This window comes from Nonomuraea sp. NPDC004354 (genome assembly GCF_053602555.1).
The window spans coordinates 85,998-104,179 of record NZ_JBSGDV010000004.1 but is presented as its reverse complement, the minus strand read 5'-3'; the positions used below and the strand labels follow the sequence as shown (position 1 = coordinate 104,179).

Genomic DNA, 18,182 nt, shown 5'->3' with positions numbered 1-18,182 from the left:
CACGGTGACGCTGGTCGCGGGCCGCTATCGGCTGTTGTCGCAGCTCGGCCAGGGTGGCATGGGCACCGTCTGGCGGGCGATGGACGAGTTGCTCCGGCAGGAGGTGGCCGTCAAGGAGGTCAGGCTCCCATCGGACCTCGACGAGGCGTCGCGGGCCGAGCTGGGCGAACGCACGCTGCGCGAGGCGCGCGCCGCCGCGACGCTGCGTTCCCATCCGTCCATCGTCACGGTGCACGACGTGGTCCTCGACGACGGACGCCCGTGGATCGTCATGGAGCTGGTCCACGGCCGCTCTCTCGAGCGGGCCGTACGCGACGACGGCCCCCTGCCGCCGCAACGAGTCGCCGCGATCGGCCTGCGCATGCTCGACGCCCTCGCGGCCGCGCACGCGGCGGGCATCCTGCACCGAGACGTCAAACCCGCCAACGTCCTGCTCACCGACGACGGACGGGTGCTGCTGACCGACTTCGGGATCGCCACCATCGCCGGGGACACCGGGATCACGCAGACCGGGATGCTGACCGGCTCGCCTGGTTACATCGCCCCCGAGCGCCTGCGCGGCGAGGTCGACGGCCCGCTCGCCGACCTGTGGTCGCTCGGCGCCACGCTCTTCACGGCGGTGGAGGGCGTGGCGCCGTTCGCCGGCCCGAACCAGGCCGCGGTGCTGGCCGCCGTGCTGATGCAGGAGCCCGCCCCCTTCCGGCTGGCCGGCCCGCTCGCCCCCGTGCTGGCCGCGATCCTGGAGAAGGACCCCGCAGGCCGCTGCTCCGCCGACGAGGCGGCCGGCTGGCTGGAAGCCCTCTCGCGGGACGACACCACGACCAGCCCGGCCCTGCGCCGCAGGCGGACCGCGCCGGGACGCCCGTCTCGACGCCTGCGCAGCAGGGTCCTCATCGGTGCCGCGCTCGCGCTGGTGATGACCGTGGTGGTGGGCGTGGTGATCGTGCCCTACCTGTTCCCGAACGTGATCCGGATCCTCGGCTACGCGCTCGCGCCACCTGTCACCTACTCCGCCGTGCCGAAGTTCCTCCCGACGGCGGCGGCCACCCCGCTGATCGCCCGCGACTTCGAGGCGTGCGACCTGCTGAACAGCAACCAGACGCGCTCATTGTTCGGCGGTGCGATGAAGCGCCAGTTCTGGAGCGACTCCTCCTGCAGCTGGAGCAAGGCCGACGGCGCCAACCTGCACATCACGGCGTTCCGCCTGCCGAGCGCCTCGGCGGCCGGCCTCTACCACAAGCAGATGGTCGAGCAGATGAAGGACGAGCCGAAACGGAACCCGGGGACCAAGCTCCGCAAGGGGCCGGACGTCGGCGACGAGGCGTTGAGCTATACCCGGCGGAGCCCCTACGGGCTCCCGGTCTACCAGAGCTACATCTCCTTCCGTCTGTCGAACGTCGTGGTGGTCATCAACGTCTCGGCCCGGCGGCCCGGCTACGCCACCGCCGATCGGGCGGCCAAGCTCGTCGCCGCGGCCGTCAACAGGCATCGTTAGCGACCGGGTTCGTGGTGGTGTTTCGAGGGTCCCGCCGCTCCGTTGTCCACAGCGGCGTCGCGCCCCGGCGCCTTCGTCCCCAGAACCACGCTCGGTCGGCCGGCCACCCACTCCCGCGCGACACCGTGTCCCCAAGCAGCGGGCACCCGGCCCGCTCCACGGGAGGCACGATGAACGACATCTACATCACGCTCACCGGCAATGTCGCAGCCCCGCCCCGCCAGCACGCCTTCGCCGACGGGGCGCGGGTGACCTCGCTCAGGGTGGCGACGAGGCATCGCTTCTTCGACAGGAAGACCCAGGAGTGGTCCGACGGCGACACCGTGTTCTTCGCGGTCCGCTGCTGGCGCACTCTCGGCGACAACGTGGCCCAGTCCTTCCAGGTGGGGCATCCCGTCGTGGTGTGCGGCAAGCTGCGCATCAGGGAGTTCGGGCCCGAGGGCGACCGCAGGTTCATGCCCGAGATCGAGGCCAGCTCGATCGGCCACGACCTGCGCTGGGGCGTCGGCGCCTTCTCCAAGCCCGAACGCTCGGGCGGCATCGGCACCCTGAGCAGGGAGACGAGGGAGAGCCTCGACGAGTCCACGCAGGACTGGGCGATGTCGGGATCGGCGACCGCCCGCGCGCTCCACGGGCGGCCCGCTGCCTCGCGGGACGCGGAGGAGACTTCCGCGCGGCACGTGGAGGAGGCTTCCGAGCGGCAGACGGACCAGACTTCCGAACGGCAGGCGGAGCAGACGGCGCGGGACGACGTGGCGGGCTGGCCTTTCGCCCCTGCCGCTGCTGCTGGTCCTGGTGCTGCCTCTGGCCTTGGCCTGGGTCCTGCCTTCGCCGAGACCGGCGCCGGCATCGCCGCAGAGCCGGTCTCCGGGCCTGACGCTGTCTCGGGGCCGGATTCCGTCTCCAGCGCTGAGTCTGTCGATTCCCGGTTCGGGTTCGGCTCTGGGCCGGGCTCGCAGTCCGCATTCGAGGCCGGCTTCCGATCGGGCTCCGCACCAGACGCCCTGCCTGAGTCAGGGTCCGAGGCGGGCTCCAGGACCGGCGCTGATTCCCTCTCCGGGGCCGGATCCGCACGGGGGACCGGGCGCAGGCCCGGTTCGGCTGTCGCCTCGACCGATGGGGACACGACGACGCTCACGCCGGGGGAGAGCGACGACTCGCCCTCGGAGGAGCCCGAGACGGATCCGGGCGAGGGCCACCCCACCGGTGCGGGGAAGGTGCGCGTCCTGAACCCTCATGACGCCCCCCAAGCGCCGACGGGCCGCGCCCGCCGCGCCAAGGCCGCCTGACCACCCATCCGCCTCATGTGTCAGGCCCGAGTGCGCCTCGGGCCTGACACCCTTCACCGCACCGCAGTCCGGCCGAATCCGCAGCCCGACTGGGGCCGAAGCCGTTGAGGCCCTCGAGTGACGGCCCCGTCGGATGAGGGTGCAGATGGCTAGCGGTGCGGTGCGTTGCGCGGATGGATTCGAATCCCGGCGTCCTGCGTGTGGATGAGCTGCCGGGCGTTCTGCGTGGGGATAGGAGCGCACGGGGTTCTGCGGTTGATGCGAATTCCTGGCGGTTCTGCGGGCCGGGTTCCTGGCGGTTCTGCGGGCCCGGGGTTTACGGGTGGTGCGAACTTCTGGGGTTCTGCGGATGGATACGAACGCCGGGACTCGGCGCGATTTTCGCCGATGGGCCGTTCATGGCCTCTACGGTTCGGGACCACAGGCGAGGGGAGCAGGTCGACCGGCGCTGCTGCGGGCAGGCCGTCACTCCCGTTGAGTCGCCGTCATGAGTGCTGACGTCGCCGTGGGGGCTTGGACGGGGTCTCCTGATGTCGGCCGCAATACGCAGTTGCGGGATGCCGACGAGGGAGGAAGGTGATCGAGGACTTACGGGCCGAAGCCGAGCAATCCGCGAGAGCTGCAGCGCGGGCGGACTCCGGGAAGGACGCGGCCATACTCGCGGATTTCGGGACGTGCGCTGCGAAACCGAGGTCGCGGTGGGCGTAGCCGTACGCAGAGAGGATGTCGGGAGGTGGAGGGGGGCACCGGCCGTTCAGTGGCGTCGCGAGTCGCAGTGCGAGCCGCTGAGAGGGGTTGGCCGATGGTGTTCCGTGTCAGATGGCTAGAGCATCTGTCAGGTCCAGGTCACGCCCCGCACCATGGCTGCTCCTTTCCAGCACGGCCCGCCCGCGGAGTGAGCGGTTCCATTCCCGGGCCACCAGACGCAGATGGCCACCTTGCCCAAGGTAGCGGTTCCCGTCGCGCGACGCACACTCCGCAACTATTGTGTTACACATCGTTAGTCGGAGAGGGGGCGAGATGGCAGCGACCAGTCACACCTCGATCAAGCCTCGTGACAGTGTGTCCACACTCGCAGGCCGGTGGCCGTTGCTGGCGCAGCGTCGGCCCCTCGTTGCCTACCTCTGCGGGATCGTCGCGCTCGATCTCGTGGCCATCGCGTTCTTCGCGGTTTCCGGCCCCTATCGCTGGTCGGACGTCCTGATGTTCGCCGCGCTGATGGGATGCGGCGCGGTGTGCATCGAGGCGACGCGACGCCTCGGCATGCCCGCGGGCGTCTCCCGCGACCTGCTGTCGGCGTGGTGGCTGCCCGTCGCGCTGCTGCTTCCCCCGATCTACGCGCTGCTGGCGCCGATCCTGCTGCAGATGCTCATGCAGCTTCGGGTCAGGGCGACGGTGCTCTATCGGAGGGTCTTCAGCTCGGCGGCCATCGGCCTGGCAGGTGGCGCCGCTTCGGTGGTCTTCCACACCCTGGTGCCCGACATGGCGGTGCTGTCCAAGGGCGCGGGTGTGCCGATCATGCTGGCGGTGGGATGCGCGGTGCTGTTCGCCGTGCTCAACACCACGCTCATCGCGATCGCCGCCCACACCGCCGACCCCGACACCCGCTGGCGCGACGTGCTGTGGGACAGGGAGAGCGCCATCCTCGACATCGTCGAGCTGTGCCTCGGTGTGATCGTGGCGATCGCGTGCGCGCTCAACCTGGCGCTGCTGGCGCTCGCGCTGCCGCCTGTCGTCCTGCTGCAACGCAGCCTCCTTCACGCCCAGCTCCAGGCCGCGGCCCGTACCGACCCCAAGACGGGGCTGCTCAACGCGGCGGCGTGGCAGCGGGAGGCCGACACCGAGATCGTGAGGGCCCGCCGTACCGGAGAGACGCTGGCCCTCCTCATCATCGACATCGACCACTTCAAGCGCGTCAACGACAAGCACGGCCATCTGGTCGGCGACCAGGTGCTGATCGGGGTGGCGGCGACGCTCCGGAGTCAGCTGCGTGACTACGACGTGGTGGGCAGATTCGGCGGCGAGGAGTTCGTGGTCCTGCTGCCGCGCGCCGACATCACCGAGGCCCGCAGAGTGGCCGAGCGGCTGCGCAGCAGGATCGGCCGCATGGCCGTACCCGTCGACGACGCCTTGATCACCGTGACGATCTCGGCGGGTGTCGCCATCATGAGCATCCACGGCGACGACCTGATCGAACTGCTCGCCGCCGCCGACCTGGCGCTGTACCGGGCCAAGGAACTGGGCCGCGACCGCATCTGCATCCCTGCCGTGCAGCCGGCGCCGCCGTCCGCTCCAGTGGACTCGCCGCCCACTCTCATCGACCCCCCGCCGACCACCCTCATGGACCCACCTCCCGCAGCCTGATCCGTTGAGTGCCATCGGCTGGTCCAAGGTCCAAGGTCCGGGACCAGCGGCCGGATCCAATGCCCGGGGTCTGTCGGTCGACTCCGCGGCCTACCGTTCCTGGGGTCGGCAGGCTGATTCGACGCCACGGGTCACGGGCGGGCGGCGCAAGGGATTTCGCGGACTGGCCTCAGACCCCGGAGTTTTGCGGAGTCGCAGGCTAACCCGCTGGTGACGATTCCCGGTCCGCAGGGACTTTCGTGTGCGGGTGACGGGCGGAGGCCGGTTCCGGCACACCCGAACAAGTGAGCACTCCACGTAATCACATGAACTCTCTCGGTTATGTCGGCATCTAACAGATGTCACGCCGACCACGACAGGGGAGGGACATGTACTACGACGACCACCTGGAAGAGGCCGCGTATCGATCGCGTCGGCAGGAGCAGGAGTGGTCGTGGCAGCGGCAGTCGGAGGCGTCCCGGGGGCGGTTGACGGACGAATGGCCCACACTGCCCAGGACTTCCGGATCCTTCTCGGGGCTTTTCGTGCTCGTGATGGTCGTCTGCGCAGGTCTGGCGGTCGCGGCCGGTCTGGGGTACTCGCCGGCGGAGGTCTGGGCCTGGGTCAGCGTTCGCGTCGAGCGCCTCGTCGGCGCGTGGCTGAACGGTTAGCCGGTCAGGCGACGCGCCCGCCGTACGGTTGCACGGAGATCGCCCAGCCAGTACGGCGGAAGCCGGTTCGCGCACGCCCTAAGCTAGAAGGCATGCCGGAGTACATCTACACGATGCAGCGCGTGCGCAAGGCGCACGGCGACAAGGTTGTCCTCGACGACGTCACCCTGTCGTTCCTGCCCGGAGCCAAGATCGGCGTGCTGGGCCCGAACGGCACCGGTAAGTCGACGCTGCTCCGGATGATGGCCGGCTTGGAGCAGCCTTCCAACGGCGACGCCAAGCTCATGCCGGGGTTCACCGTCGGCATGCTCCAGCAGGAGCCGCCGCTCAACGAGTCCAAGACCGTCCTCGGCAACGTGCAGGAGGGCGTCGCCGAGACGATGGCGATGCTCCACCGCTACAACGAGATCGCCGAGCAGATGGCCACCGACTACAGCGACGAGCTGCTGGAGGAGATGGGCAAGCTCCAGGACCAGCTCGAGCACCGCAACGCGTGGGACCTCGACTCCCAGCTCGAGCAGGCGATGGACGCCCTGCGCTGCCCGCCGCCGGACGCCGACGTGACGAAGCTGTCCGGTGGTGAGCGTCGCCGGGTGGCGCTGTGCAAGCTGCTGCTCGAGGCGCCCGACCTGCTGCTGCTCGACGAGCCCACCAACCACCTCGACGCCGAGAGCGTGCAGTGGCTGGAGCAGCACCTGGAGAAGTACGCGGGCACCGTGCTGGCCGTCACCCACGACCGCTACTTCCTCGACAACGTCGCCACCTGGATCCTCGAGCTCGACCGTGGCCGCACCTACCCCTACGAGGGCAACTACTCCACCTACCTCGAGGCCAAGGCCCAGCGGCTGAAGGTCGAGGGGCAGAAGGACGCCAAGCGCAAGAAGCGCCTGGAGGACGAGCTGGAGTGGGTCCGCTCCAACCCCAAGGCCCGCCAGACCAAGAGCAAGGCCCGTCTCCAGCGCTACGAGGAGATGGCCGCCGAGGCGGACAAGTACCGCAAGCTCGACTTCGAGGAGATCCAGATCCCGCCGGGCCCGCGTCTGGGCACCACGGTGATCAAGGCCGACGAGCTCACCAAGGGCTTCGGCGACCGCCTGCTGATGGAGGGCCTGACCTTCGACCTGCCGCGTAACGGCATCGTCGGCATCATCGGCCCCAACGGTGTCGGCAAGACCACGCTGTTCCGGATGATCACCAGCAGCGAGACGCCCGACACCGGCTCCATCACCGTCGGCGACACGGTCAAGATCTCCTACGCCGACCAGAGCCGTGGCGGCATCGACGCGAACAAGAACGTGTGGGAGGTCGTCTCCGACGGTCTCGACCACATCAAGGTCGGAAACGTCGAGATGCCGTCGCGCGCCTACATCGCCGCGTTCGGCTTCAAGGGGCCGGACCAGCAGAAGAAGGCCGGCGTCCTGTCGGGCGGCGAGCGCAACAGGCTCAACCTCGCGCTCACCCTCAAGCAGGGCGGCAACGTGCTGCTGCTCGACGAGCCGACCAACGACCTCGACACCGAGACCCTGTCCAGCCTGGAGAACGCGCTGCTCGACTTCCCGGGCTGCGCGGTGATCACCTCCCACGACCGGTGGTTCCTCGACCGCATCGCCACGCACATCCTGGCGTGGGAAGAGGGTTCCAACTGGTTCTGGTTCGAGGGCAACTTCGCCGACTACGAGAAGAACAAGATCGAGCGCCTCGGTGCCGATGCGGCCCGCCCGCACCGTGTCACCTACCGCAAGCTCCACCGCGACTGATCCAGCGGCCAGACGGCAGCCCCTCCGCGACACATCGGTGCTCCCGGAGGGGGCTTCGTTCGTCCCCGGCCGCCCCTGACGGCTGGGGTTTCCGCGCGGGCCCGGCGAGGTGTGGTGGTGCTCGCCCTCCGGCCCGTACGGCACGCCCTCCCACGCCCACCCGCCGCCGCCAGCCGCCGCCTGTCCAGGGAGACGGTCATCGGGCGCGCGGGCCGGCCGCCGTTACGCGGCACCGTGGCCATCCCTGGCCTCGTCCCACCGTGACCACCTCTAGGCTTTCCGCCGTGACCACCTCGGCTGTCCGCCGTGACCGCCTCTGGTCTCTTCCGGCCGTAGGCGGGTCAGCAGCGTCATGGTGGGAAGCGCAGGGACGGTCGGCCGGACCGGACCTCGACCCCGCCACTCCTCGCGCCCCCGGGCATTCCCACGTCGTGCGGCGCCTGAAGACCGATCCTTCCTAGCATGGTGCTCATGGCACGCAAGTCCTCCAGCGCGTGGGAGTGGAGCCGCACCGCGCAGACGCGCAAGGTCATGCTGCAGGCGGCCCGAGAGGTGTTCGGCGAGCACGGGTTCGCCGAAGCGAACGTCGCCGACGTGGTCACCAGGGCGGGCTCGAGCGTGGGCAGCCTCTATCACCACTTCGGCGGTAAGGCCGAGCTGTTCACGGCGCTGTGGGAGGACCACCAGGTCGCCCAGGAGCAGGCGTCGGCCTCCAGCGTCGCCAAGGCGAAGCAGTCCGGCGTGGACGACCCCGTCGACCTGCTCGTCACCGGCTCACGCGCCTACCTGGAAGGGGCGTGGGATCGGCGCGACCTGGTCAGGCTGTTCATGGACGGCGACGGGCCGCCGGGTTTCGAGCTGCTGCGCCGTACCAGGGGAAGGCAGTGGCTGCGGCAGAACGCGGTGCTGCTCGGCGCGGGCGCCGAGCCGATCGACAGGCTCACGGTCGCGGTGCTGACCTCGGTGATCGGGGAGGCGGCGAGGGAGGTGGCGATCTGTGACACCGAGGAGGAGGCGCGGCAGGTGATCGAGGCGGCGGTGGTGCTGATCAGGCGGCTCGATCCGGTGGCCGGGGTACGGCCGCCCGATGTCGGGGCATGAGCGGCGGACCTATACGGTGTGGGCGTGGTTGAACGATCCCTCGCGCACGCAAGCAAGCACGTCTTCCCCCGGACAGTCCGTTTCGCGGACATCGATTCGCAGGGGCATGTGAACAACGTCCGTTTCCTCGACTATCTGGAGGACGCGCGGTTCGGGATGCTGGCCATCGACGTGCACAAGGAGGGCGGGGAGACGTTCAGCGGCCTGGTGGTGGCCAGGCACGAGATCGACTATCTGCGTCCGCTGTCGTTCCGGGCCGACCCGGTGCTGGTGGAGACGTGGGTGACGGAGATCAGGCCGGTACGGTTCACGCTCGACTACGAGATTCGGGACGAGGACGAGGTGTATGTGCGGGCCCGGTCGGTGATCGTCGCCTACGACGTGGAGAACGCGGCGCCGCGCCGGTTGCGGCAGGACGAGCTGGCCTATCTCCGGCGTTTCACCACGCCCTGAGGGGCGGCACTCGCCACGTTGAGGTGTGTCGTTCACCGAGCGGAAGGGCGTCACACCTCACCTGAAGGACGCCGCTCCACCTGGAAGGCGTCGCACCGCACCTTACTCAGGAGCGCCATGTCCGGTCTGGGGGCGCCACCTCATCCGAGGAGCGCCACGCCCCGCTGGGGGACGCTACGCCAGCTGGGAGGCGTCGCACTGCACCTTGCTCAGGAGCGCCACGCTCGGTCTGGGGGATGCCGCCTCTTCTGAGGGGCGCCGCGCTCCCGCTCAGGGACGCCACCTCACCTGAGGGCGCCGCGCCCCCTGGGGGACCTGGAGGGGCGTCGGGATCTCGGTTCTGGCGGCATCAGGCGGGTTGGCGGCGAGCCTCCAGCGATCGGCCGGTGGCCGGCCTGAGGGGGCCGGCCGTTCTTCGGTCAGGTGGTGTGCAGCCAGGCCGCGGTGTCGGGTGGCAGCATGTCGCCGGTGAGGGTGGCGCTCGACAGGATGACGCGATCGTGTGGCGGTAGCCGTACCGGGTCGGTGCCGCAGTTGATCACGCAGGTGAGCTGTCCGCGGGTGAAGAACAGCGCCCCTTCGGGGGCGTCGAGCCATTCGAGCTCGTAGGGGATCGTCCGCGCCAGGTCGCGGCGGCAGGCCAGGGCCCTGCGGTAGAACTCCAGCGTCGAGTCGCTGTCGCCGGTCTGCGCCTGGACGCTCAGTTCGCCGAACGTCTGCGGCTGGGGCAGCCAGGCGGCCACCCCGTCCGGCGAGAACCCGTACGGCGAGGCGGTGCCCGACCACGGGATCGGCACCCGGCATCCGTCGCGGCCCGGAAGCTTTCCTTCCGACTGGAAGAAGATCGGGTCCTGCCGCGCGTCGGGTGGAATTTCTTTCACCTCGGGGAGGCCGAGTTCTTCCCCCTGGTAGAGATATGCCGACCCGGGCAGCGCGAGCATGACGAGCAATGCGGCCTTTGCCCTGGAGAGTCCGGTTCCGGGGTCGGCGGTGTCGTAACGGGTGCGGTGCCGTACGACATCGTGGTTGGACAGCACCCACGTCGCGAACGGGACGGTCGCGAGGGTGTCGTCGATGACCTTCCTGAACGCCGTCGGCGACCACGGCGCCTGCAGCCAGGCGAAGTTGAAGCTCTGGTGCAGTTCGTCGGGCCGCACGTAGAGCGCCAGGTCGGCGGCGCTGTCGGTCCACACCTCGCCGACGGCCATCCGCTCGCCGGGGTAGGAGTCGAGCAGCTTGCGCCACTCGCGGTAGACGTCGTGCACCTCGGGCCTGCCCCAGACCGGCGAGGTCGACGTGAACGACTGGTCGCCCACGTCGGGCAGCCCCTCCGCCTTGTACAGGCCCATCGCCACGTCGATGCGGAACCCGTCGACGCCCCGGTCCAGCCAGAAGCGCAGCACGTCGAGGAACTCCTCGTGCACCTCGCGGTTGCGCCAGTTGAAGTCGGGCTGCTGGGGCGCGAACAGGTGCAGGTACCACTGGCCGTCGGCCGCCTGCGTCCAGGCGGGACCGCCGAAGGTGGACTGCCAGTTGTTCGGCCGGTCGCGGAAGATGTAGCGGTCGCGTCCCTCGCCCGCCAGCGCGGCCTGGAACCACGGATGCAGCGAGGAGCTGTGGTTGGGGACGACGTCGATCAGCACCCTGATGCCCATGGTGTGCGCGTCGGCCACCAGGGCCTCGAAGTCGGCCAGCGTGCCGAACAGCGGGTCCACGCCGCGGTAGTCCGCCACGTCGTACCCGCCGTCGGCCATCGGGGAGGGATAGAAGGGGGTCAGCCAGATCGCGTCGACGCCCAGCTCCGAGAGGTACGGCAGGCGTTCCCTGACCCCGACCAGATCGCCGACGCCGTCTCCCGAGGCGTCGGCGAAGCTGCGTACGTAGATTTCGTAGACGACGGCATCACGCCACCAGGGGATGTCCATGGGGCGTGTCATGCCCGTTATGCGGGTGAGTTCACCAGGCTCTGCGCTGCCATCACCAGATAGTCCCAGAGGCGGTTCTCCAGCTCCTCCGGCAGCGACAGCTCCTGCACGGCGTCGTGCATGTGCTTGAGCCACGCGTCGCGCTCGGCCTCGCCGATGACGAACGGCACGTGCCGCATGCGCAGGCGGGGGTGGCCGCGCTGCTCGCTGTAGGTCCTCGGACCGCCCCAGTACTGGACGAGGAACCCGCGCAGCCGGTCCTCGGCCGCGGTGAGGTCTTCCTCGGGGTAGAGCGGGCGCAGCAGAGCGTCCTCGGCGACACCCTCGTAGAAGCGGTGGACCAGCCGGCGGAAGGTCTCCTCGCCGCCCACGGCCTCATAAAACGAACCCTCGGTCACGATCTCAGGCTATCCATTCTCTACGGCATGCACGATCACGGCCACCGCGGTCACCGCTGACCGCCCGTCCTCCCACGCTTCTCCAGCGGGACTTCGCCTCCCGCCGTCACGTCAGGGACGTTGACCGCTCCCTTCGACACTCACGAGAAACGTGGCCGATGGACTGCCGATACGGCGCCCAGCTGCGGAACAGACGCGCGGCAGTCTGCCGGCCACGTTTCTCCTAAGTAAGCGCTCACGCGGCCAGCGCGATTCCCGCCCCGTCGAGCGCGGCCTTGACGCGCATCCGGAGCTCGCGCGCCACCTCGGCCTGCCTGGACGGAAGCGTCTTGGCCGAGACGCGGAAGATGACCGAAGTGTCGGAGATCTGCTCGATGCCGTAGACGGCCGGCTCCTCCACGATCACGCTCTCGCGGTACTCGGGCTCGTCCCACAGCTCGTCGGCCACCCGCTTGAGCAGGTCGCGGACGGCGGGGACGTCGGCGTCGTAGGCCACCGGGACATCGACGTAGGCGCGCGACCAGCCCTGCGACTCGTTGCCGACGCGGGTGATGGTGCCGTTGCGGATGTACCAGACGCGGCCGTCGGCGTCGCGCAGCCTGGTGACGCGCAGCGTGACCGCCTCGACGGTGCCGATGGCGGCGCCCGCGTCGATGACGTCGCCGACGCCGTACTGGTCCTCCATCAGCATGAACATGCCGGCGATGAAGTCCTTGACGAGCTCCTGGGCGCCGAAACCGATGGCGATGCCCAGGATGCCGACGCTGGTCAGCAGCGGCGCGATGGGGATCGTCAGCCGGTCGAGCACGGTCAGGATCGCGGTGCCCATGATGACGATCGAGGCGACGTGGCGCAGGACCGAGCCCATGGTCTCGGCGCGCTGCTTGCGCCGCTCGTTGAGCAGGGCGTCGATGCCGTCGGTCGCCTGCCCCCTGCGCAGGCGACCGGTGATGGCGGCGCTGGCGGTCGCCCGGTTCACGACGCGCGTGATGAGCCGGTGGGTGAGATTCCTCACCACCACGGCGAGCACGAGGATGAGGACGATCGTGATGACGCTGGCGAGGATGGGAGCCCACGTCCCACCAGGCAGGAAGTCACGAAGGCCCTGGCAGAAGATCGTGTCGCTCTCGCATGCCTTGCTGATGTCGTTGACCACTGAAGCAGGGTCGAACGACGCCGTCGGCGTCTGCGTCGGCGACGGTGTCGGCGTGGCAAGCAGGAACACGAGGTGAATCCCCCTCCGGAAGCGGCTCGGCCGGCAATCTACGGACCAACTACGCCCCAAAAGATTACTGCCGGTCGAGCCGGTCGCCGTCACATCACGCCGGGGAAGACGGGTGCGCCGGGCCCCGGGGCCGCGGGGGGGCGGGGCCTGGCGAACCGGTGGCGGACGACTCGGAGGGGACACGCACCCGGAAGCATGTCCCGACCGTTTCCGGGAGGGATCCCCCGACCGTCCCGCGGGCGGACCCGAAGGACGCTTCTCCGCGTACGGCACGCCTCGGGGGAGCCGCTGTGCCGTACGAGATCGTGGTGCGGGCGCACGCCCGCGCGCAGGTGGAGGTGCACGGGTACCGGCGGGGTGCCCAGAGTCGCCGCGAACGGCGGACTCTCCGCACCGGACACCCCGCCGGCCCCGTGGGGCCGCGGTCGGGACGGTGAGCCGTGGTGGCTGCGCCCCACCCGGATCACCGCCATGGTCACTCCCCTACCGCGGCGAGCACGCGCGCGACCTTGGTCGCCGCGCCCGCGGGATCGTCGGCCTGGTGCATGGGTTCGCCCCAGGACCAGCAGTAGTACCAGTCGGGCACGCCAGTGGAGGGCTGGCAGGTGACGTTCTCGGCCAGACTTGTCGCGTTCGGGTTGATCACCCTGACGAAGAGGCGTCCGGAGTGCGTCCGAACCATCCTCGCGAGCAATCCGCGAGCATCGAGCTCGGAAACCAAACGCTCCAGGTGCCCGAAGTCGTCGCCCACCCTCTCCGCCTCCCTCTGGCCGAATCGTTGCTGGTGAGAGAAAGATGACTCATGACCATGGGAGGGGTCAACGAGCCCGGACCCCCCTCCGGGAGTGCCCTTGACCCTCGTGGGTTGGAAGAAACAGTCCTCTGGAGGACGATCCTTATCCGTAACCTTCAAGGGACCATTTTCTTCCTGTCACTAATGGTTCATAGTTTTCTTGAGGCAGAGTGCATCCCTCCCGCTACTCTGCGTCAGTACAGGTGCCTTGCGGCTCAGAGAGAGGGGCCGGGATGTCCGGCAGGCAGCACAGGGAAACGGAGATCGCCAGGCGGATCCGGGCGAAGGGTCTGGCCACCGGCCGCTCGTGCGCTCAGATCGCCGAGGAGATCCATGAGACCTGTGGTCCCCAGTTCGGCACGACGAGGATCAAGGGGCACCGCCTGGCCCATGGCATCGCGCTGGCCGACGTCATCGAACAGGTGCGCGCGCTGTTCGAGCGTGACCAGAAGCCGGCGCCGGGCATCGGCGAGACGCTGCTGTCGGCCTACGAGAGCGGTCTGAAACGGCCCGGACCCGAGTATCTGCACTACCTGTGCACCGTCTACCGCGTCGAGCCGATCTCTCTCGGCTACGACGGCCCGTGCATCTGCGGTCACGGTCACCGCATGCCGGGCCTGCGCAGCACCGGCAGCGCCGACGACGACAGGGCCGAGCTTCCCTCCAGGCCGCGCGACCTGTGGCTCAGCCGGGACGGCGGCGGCACGGCGGGCGGCGGCTCCGCGGAGGAAGACGAGAACGTCCTGCGCAGGACGTTGTTGAACCTTTTGGACAAGGCGAGCACCGGCCCCATCGGCGAGCTGCCGGCCGAGATCCTCGGCGCCGTGGAGGGCATCCGGCGGCGCATGGACGAGACGCTGGTGATGGCCACGGTCTCGCCGGCGATGCTCGACCAGTGGGAGGAGGCCACGCTCAGCTTCGGCCGGCAGTACACCAGCACACCGCCGCTGCGGCTGCTGTGCGACGTGCTGCTGGAGCTGAGCGCGGTGCGCGCCGCCATGTCGCGCCGCCAGCCGACGGATCTGGCCGAGCGATTGTGCAGGATGGCCGCCCAGCTGTCCGGGCTGAGCGGCATGATCATGATCAACATCGGCGACCACAGGCTGGCCAGGGCCTTCTTCCGTACCGGGCGCACCGCCGCCGACGAGACGGGCGACCGCGCGCTGCGCGCGTGGATCACCGCCCGGGAGTCGCTGGTGCCGCTCTACTACGGCGACGCCCGCGAGGCGCTCAACCTCGCCAAGAAGAGCCGCGACCTGGCCGGGGCCACCCCCTGCGTCGCACAGGCCATGGCTCCGGTCGTCGAGGCCCGCGCGCTCGCGCTGCTGGCCGGCAACAACGGCAAGAAGGAAGTGGTCGACCAGGCCAAGCGCGCCCTGCAGAAGGCGCGCAACGCCTTCACCCACATGAAGGCCCACGAGCAGGAGGACATCGCCTTCGGCTACACCGAGCGCCAGCTCTACTTCTACCAGGGCGACGTGCTCACCAAGCTGGGGCAGACGATCGAGGCCGACATGGTGCTGGAACAGGCGCTGGAGAAATACTCCGACCACATCCTCGACCAGACGCTGATCAGGCTCGACAGGGCGCAGTGCCGACTCATCGAAGGCGACATCGACGAGGCGCTGGAGGTCGCCATCGACGCGGCACGCCGGCTCAAGCCCGAGTACCGCACCGACTTCATCCTCCGGCCCGCCGTCGAGTTCGCCAGGTCCGTGGAGGCCAACGGAGGCACGGACCTCCCGGCCCTCCAGGAGTTCTACGAGCTCATGGGAATCGGGGGAAACAGGGCATGACTCTGGTCATCCGGCGATACCGCTGGTCCGACCTCGACGCGATCTACTCCCTGCACCAGGTGTGCTTGGCCCAGGTCGGCATCGTCCCGGGCGACGGGGTCTACTACGACGACGACTTCCCCCGCATCCACCAGGTCTACCTGGGGTGCGGAGGGGAGTTCCTCGTCGGCGAGGTCGACGGCCGCGTCGTCGCGATGGGCGGCCTGCGCCCGCTCGGCGAGGACACCGTGGAGGTGTGCAGGCTGCGCGTGCACCCCGACCACCAGCGGCGCGGGTTCGGGGCGAGGATGCTGGCGGAGCTGGAGGAGCGGGCGCTGATGCTCGGCTTCTCCAGGCTGCGGGGTGACACGACCATGAGCCAGGGAGCGGCTCTCGCCCTCTACGAACGGCAGGGCTGGACGGAACTGTCCAGGCGGCAGGTGGGCGAGCACATCGTGATCTACGGCGAGAAGAGCCTCGCGCCCGTCCTGGCCCCGTGAACGGCGGCGCCCGGCCCGTCGCCTGACGTCATGGGGGCCGGGTGGCGTGGGCGGCTCGCCGTACCCCTCCACGCCGCCTGCCGAGGTGACCGGGGGCGCTTGAGACCCCGGCGGAAACCGGATCAGGGCCGCATGGCCACAAGCCTGAGCCCGGCCCTATCCGACGCTCCCGAGTAGCCGGAAACCCGGCCCGCTCCGGCGGCCACAAGCCGCAACCCGGCCCTGTCCGATGACCAGGAGCCTGAAGGCGGCCCGATCCGACGCTCCCGAGAGAGCCGGAACCACGACACGGACAGCGGGAGCGAGCCGGGTCGGGCTACGAGAGCCGGATCCCGGACATGGGCAGCCCGAGCGGGCCGGGTGGCGCCTGGCGGGCCGGAATCAGTACGCCAGGGCCGGGCGAGCCGGACCGGTCACGAGCGGGCCGGTACCCGGGCCGAGCCGGCGGCCGGCGTTTCGAGCGAGCCGGTGACCGGGGACGTGTGGCCATCGAAACCGCCGTGCTCGGGTGGAGTGGCGCAGCGCTCCAACGGCCGGTCCACCCTCACCGGCCCCGGCCGGCCGAGCTCGCCCAAGCCGCCCGCGCTTTGTCGCAGACTCCCCGCCCCGGAAAGACGCGTGGGCAGCGGAGAGACGACCGGCCATGGATACGCGGCCTGCAGAGCCCACAGGCAGGGAGGCGCCCAGCCGGCGACGACGGCCGGTGGGGAGAGGGCGGCCGGCTGGGGTGAGGCGGCCAGGGGAGCGGACCAGGACGGCGGATGACGGGACGGCGTGACCGGTCGACGAAGCTGTCCGGCCGATCGAGACGGGCGGCCGGAAGGTCGACCGGCTGGGGGAGAGATGGCGGGTGGGAGGCGACGAGGGAGGCGGGCCCCGTCTGAGTGCTCGCCGACCCTCCTGCGGGCGGTCATGAACGTTCGGGACCGACCTCGAAACGAGGCGGGTGATGCGGAAGGGTCTGAGGTGAATGCGAATTTTGCCGTGTTCGCTCGGGGGAGTATTGCGGAGCCCGCGAGGTATGGTCTTCCGCCTGCGTGTAAGTGCAGCCCCTCTGGCCTCCGCCGACGGGTCTGCGCGCGCGAACCGTGATGAGATGCTGCACTGCATGGCAGTGGTGCCCGCTCCCCGACCCCTCCTGGGAGCCGTGCTTCTGTTGTTCGTCAGCGCCGCTTGGGGGTCGGCCTTCCCGCTGATGAAGAGCCTCATCGACGAGCCCTTGCACATGTCGGTGACAGACCTTCTCGCGGAGCGCTACACGATCGCCGCCGTCGTGCTGTGGCTCATCAGGCCCAGGTGCCTGGCCCGCCTGGCGAAGGGCACCTGGTCGCGGGGGATCGTGCTGGGGGTCATGTTCGGGGTCGGCCAGACCATGCAGGCCTTCGCGCTGAACGACCTCTCCTCGGCGGTGTCGGGATTCGCCGTCGGCTGCAACGTCGTGATGACGCCGGTGCTCGCGCTGGTCCTCTTCCGCGTCAGGGTGCCGCGGCGCATCTGGTACGGCGTGGCGCTCGCCCTCGTCGGCGTGACGATCTTCGCGGTGATGAAGGGCGACGGGGTGCGGTTCGCCCCGGTGGCGCTGGGTCTCACGCTGTGCGCGGCCGCGCTGTACGCCTGTCACACTCTCGTGCTCGCCAACTTCTCCAGGTCCAACTACAACGCCTACGCCATCACGGTCATCCAGCTGCTCACAATCGGGCTGCTCAACGGGGTGGCGGCCGTTCCCGACGGGCTGGAGGCGCCGCCGGGGCCGTACGGCTGGCTCAAGCTCGCGCACCTGGCGATCGTGTCGTGCGCGCTCGGCTTCCTGGCACGTTCCTTCGGCCAGCGCCATCTGCACGCGGTGCCGAGCGCCATCCTGCTGTCGTCGCAGCCGCTGTGGGTGGCGGTCATCGCGCTGCTGTGCGACGAGCCGGTCGGGCTGAGCGTGGTGGTGGGCGGCCCGTTCATGGCGGCGGCGATGCTGCTGGCCATACCGTCGAAGGGGGAGCCCGTCGTGGTGGGCGATCCGCCCGCGCCGGGGCCGCAGGCGCCGGAGGCCGACGAGAGCCTGCTCAGGGCGGCCAAGCAGGCGGCGGAGGCGCTGGCGTCGCTGCGCGCCCCGGAGCCGGAGCCCGCCCGGCCGGCGGCCCCCGTCAACCTCGATCAGGTCAGGGAGTGCTGGATCAGGGCGGCCGAGCGCGATCCGGACGCGGAGCCCTGGTGCTCGCTGGCGCGCAAGGGCGGCGGCGAGCCCGGCATCGAGCGGTTGATCGAGCACGCGACCGGGATCGTCAGGGCCCGGCAGGAGTTGTCGGCGGAAGCGGGATGCCTGACATTTCCGCTCAGCGGACGGTGTTTGTGCGCATTGCGGCCCGCCCCCGCCAGGGAAGCTGAGGTCGAAGAGGCGCCAGATATCGGTGTTGTGCGGTAAATCAGACTGCTTTCTTATAGGTCTTGAAGTTTGTCGACATCTCA

At 69.7% G+C, this 18,182-nt stretch carries 14 protein-coding genes; 10 read left to right on the top strand and 4 right to left on the bottom strand.

Annotated elements, in window-relative coordinates:
• Positions 1 to 4: 4 nt before the first annotated feature.
• The 7 genes from ACWENQ_RS15225 to ACWENQ_RS15195 all read left to right on the top strand — a co-directional run bounded on the left by ACWENQ_RS15225 (position 5) and on the right by ACWENQ_RS15195 (position 9,109).
• On the top strand, positions 5 to 1,495 hold the full coding sequence (locus ACWENQ_RS15225) for a serine/threonine-protein kinase (protein WP_452414618.1): 1,491 nt from the start codon (positions 5 to 7) through the stop codon (positions 1,493 to 1,495).
• 170 nt (positions 1,496 to 1,665) lie between these two features.
• Positions 1,666 to 2,784, top strand: a complete 1,119-nt coding sequence (locus tag ACWENQ_RS15220) for a single-stranded DNA-binding protein (protein ID WP_452414617.1) — start codon at positions 1,666 to 1,668, stop codon at positions 2,782 to 2,784.
• 1,062 nt (positions 2,785 to 3,846) lie between these two features.
• Positions 3,847 to 5,148 carry a GGDEF domain-containing protein gene (locus ACWENQ_RS15215; RefSeq protein ID WP_354915039.1) on the top strand — a complete coding sequence of 434 codons (1,302 nt, stop codon included), beginning with the start codon at positions 3,847 to 3,849 and terminating at the stop codon, positions 5,146 to 5,148.
• A gap of 368 nt (positions 5,149 to 5,516) precedes the next feature.
• Positions 5,517 to 5,798, top strand: coding sequence for a hypothetical protein (locus ACWENQ_RS15210; protein WP_452414615.1), 282 nt, complete (start codon positions 5,517 to 5,519; stop codon positions 5,796 to 5,798).
• Positions 5,799 to 5,890: 92 nt separating this feature from the next.
• Positions 5,891 to 7,555: an energy-dependent translational throttle protein EttA gene (ettA, locus tag ACWENQ_RS15205; protein WP_354915033.1), complete on the top strand. Its 1,665-nt coding sequence runs from the start codon at positions 5,891 to 5,893 to the stop codon at positions 7,553 to 7,555.
• A 471-nt stretch (positions 7,556 to 8,026) separates the two neighbouring features.
• Positions 8,027 to 8,656: a TetR/AcrR family transcriptional regulator gene (locus tag ACWENQ_RS15200; protein WP_452414614.1), complete on the top strand. Its 630-nt coding sequence runs from the start codon at positions 8,027 to 8,029 to the stop codon at positions 8,654 to 8,656.
• Between the two features lie 24 nt (positions 8,657 to 8,680).
• Positions 8,681 to 9,109 (top strand): acyl-CoA thioesterase, encoded by a 429-nt coding sequence (locus ACWENQ_RS15195; protein ID WP_354915027.1) that lies wholly within the window; start codon positions 8,681 to 8,683, stop codon positions 9,107 to 9,109.
• A gap of 419 nt (positions 9,110 to 9,528) precedes the next feature.
• On the opposite strand, the gene ACWENQ_RS15190 is transcribed toward ACWENQ_RS15195, so the two are convergent.
• From ACWENQ_RS15190 to ACWENQ_RS15175, 4 genes are all read right to left on the bottom strand, one after another.
• Positions 9,529 to 11,034, bottom strand: a complete 1,506-nt coding sequence (locus ACWENQ_RS15190; RefSeq protein WP_449919733.1) for a glycoside hydrolase family 13 protein — start codon at positions 11,032 to 11,034, stop codon at positions 9,529 to 9,531.
• 17 nt (positions 11,035 to 11,051) lie between these two features.
• Complete coding sequence (locus ACWENQ_RS15185; protein WP_449919520.1) at positions 11,052 to 11,432, bottom strand: globin; 381 nt, start codon at positions 11,430 to 11,432, stop codon at positions 11,052 to 11,054.
• 235 nt (positions 11,433 to 11,667) lie between these two features.
• Positions 11,668 to 12,657 carry a mechanosensitive ion channel family protein gene (locus ACWENQ_RS15180; protein WP_452414613.1) on the bottom strand — a complete coding sequence of 330 codons (990 nt, stop codon included), beginning with the start codon at positions 12,655 to 12,657 and terminating at the stop codon, positions 11,668 to 11,670.
• A gap of 475 nt (positions 12,658 to 13,132) precedes the next feature.
• Positions 13,133 to 13,408: a hypothetical protein gene (locus ACWENQ_RS15175; RefSeq protein ID WP_354915018.1), complete on the bottom strand. Its 276-nt coding sequence runs from the start codon at positions 13,406 to 13,408 to the stop codon at positions 13,133 to 13,135.
• Between the two features lie 275 nt (positions 13,409 to 13,683).
• Here ACWENQ_RS15175 and ACWENQ_RS15170 point away from each other — a divergent pair, with 275 nt between their 5' ends.
• The 3 genes from ACWENQ_RS15170 to ACWENQ_RS15160 all read left to right on the top strand — a co-directional run bounded on the left by ACWENQ_RS15170 (position 13,684) and on the right by ACWENQ_RS15160 (position 18,138).
• Entirely contained in the window at positions 13,684 to 15,246 is a 1,563-nt protein-coding gene (locus ACWENQ_RS15170; RefSeq protein ID WP_449919524.1) for an XRE family transcriptional regulator, read from the top strand.
• A complete protein-coding gene (locus tag ACWENQ_RS15165; protein ID WP_354915013.1) occupies positions 15,243 to 15,725 on the top strand; it encodes a GNAT family N-acetyltransferase in 483 nt (160 codons plus the stop codon). Before ACWENQ_RS15170 ends, ACWENQ_RS15165 begins: the two co-directional genes overlap by 4 nt.
• Before the next feature lie 1,147 nt (positions 15,726 to 16,872).
• Positions 16,873 to 18,138 (top strand): DMT family transporter, encoded by a 1,266-nt coding sequence (locus ACWENQ_RS15160; RefSeq protein ID WP_449919528.1) that lies wholly within the window; start codon positions 16,873 to 16,875, stop codon positions 18,136 to 18,138.
• Positions 18,139 to 18,182: the final 44 nt, after the last annotated feature.

What these genes read in the sequence shown, in the direction of transcription:
- ACWENQ_RS15220 (WP_452414617.1), top strand. Translation starts at nt 1,666, where the DNA reads ATGAACGACATCTACATCACGCTCACCGGCAATGTCGCAGCCCCGCCC.
- ACWENQ_RS15210 (WP_452414615.1), top strand. Translation starts at nt 5,517, where the DNA reads ATGTACTACGACGACCACCTGGAAGAGGCCGCGTATCGATCGCGTCGG.
- ettA (WP_354915033.1), top strand. Translation starts at nt 5,891, where the DNA reads ATGCCGGAGTACATCTACACGATGCAGCGCGTGCGCAAGGCGCACGGC.
- ACWENQ_RS15200 (WP_452414614.1), top strand. Translation starts at nt 8,027, where the DNA reads ATGGCACGCAAGTCCTCCAGCGCGTGGGAGTGGAGCCGCACCGCGCAG.
- ACWENQ_RS15190 (WP_449919733.1), bottom strand. Translation starts at nt 11,034, where the DNA reads ATGGACATCCCCTGGTGGCGTGATGCCGTCGTCTACGAAATCTACGTA.
- ACWENQ_RS15170 (WP_449919524.1), top strand. Translation starts at nt 13,684, where the DNA reads ATGTCCGGCAGGCAGCACAGGGAAACGGAGATCGCCAGGCGGATCCGG.
- ACWENQ_RS15165 (WP_354915013.1), top strand. Translation starts at nt 15,243, where the DNA reads ATGACTCTGGTCATCCGGCGATACCGCTGGTCCGACCTCGACGCGATC.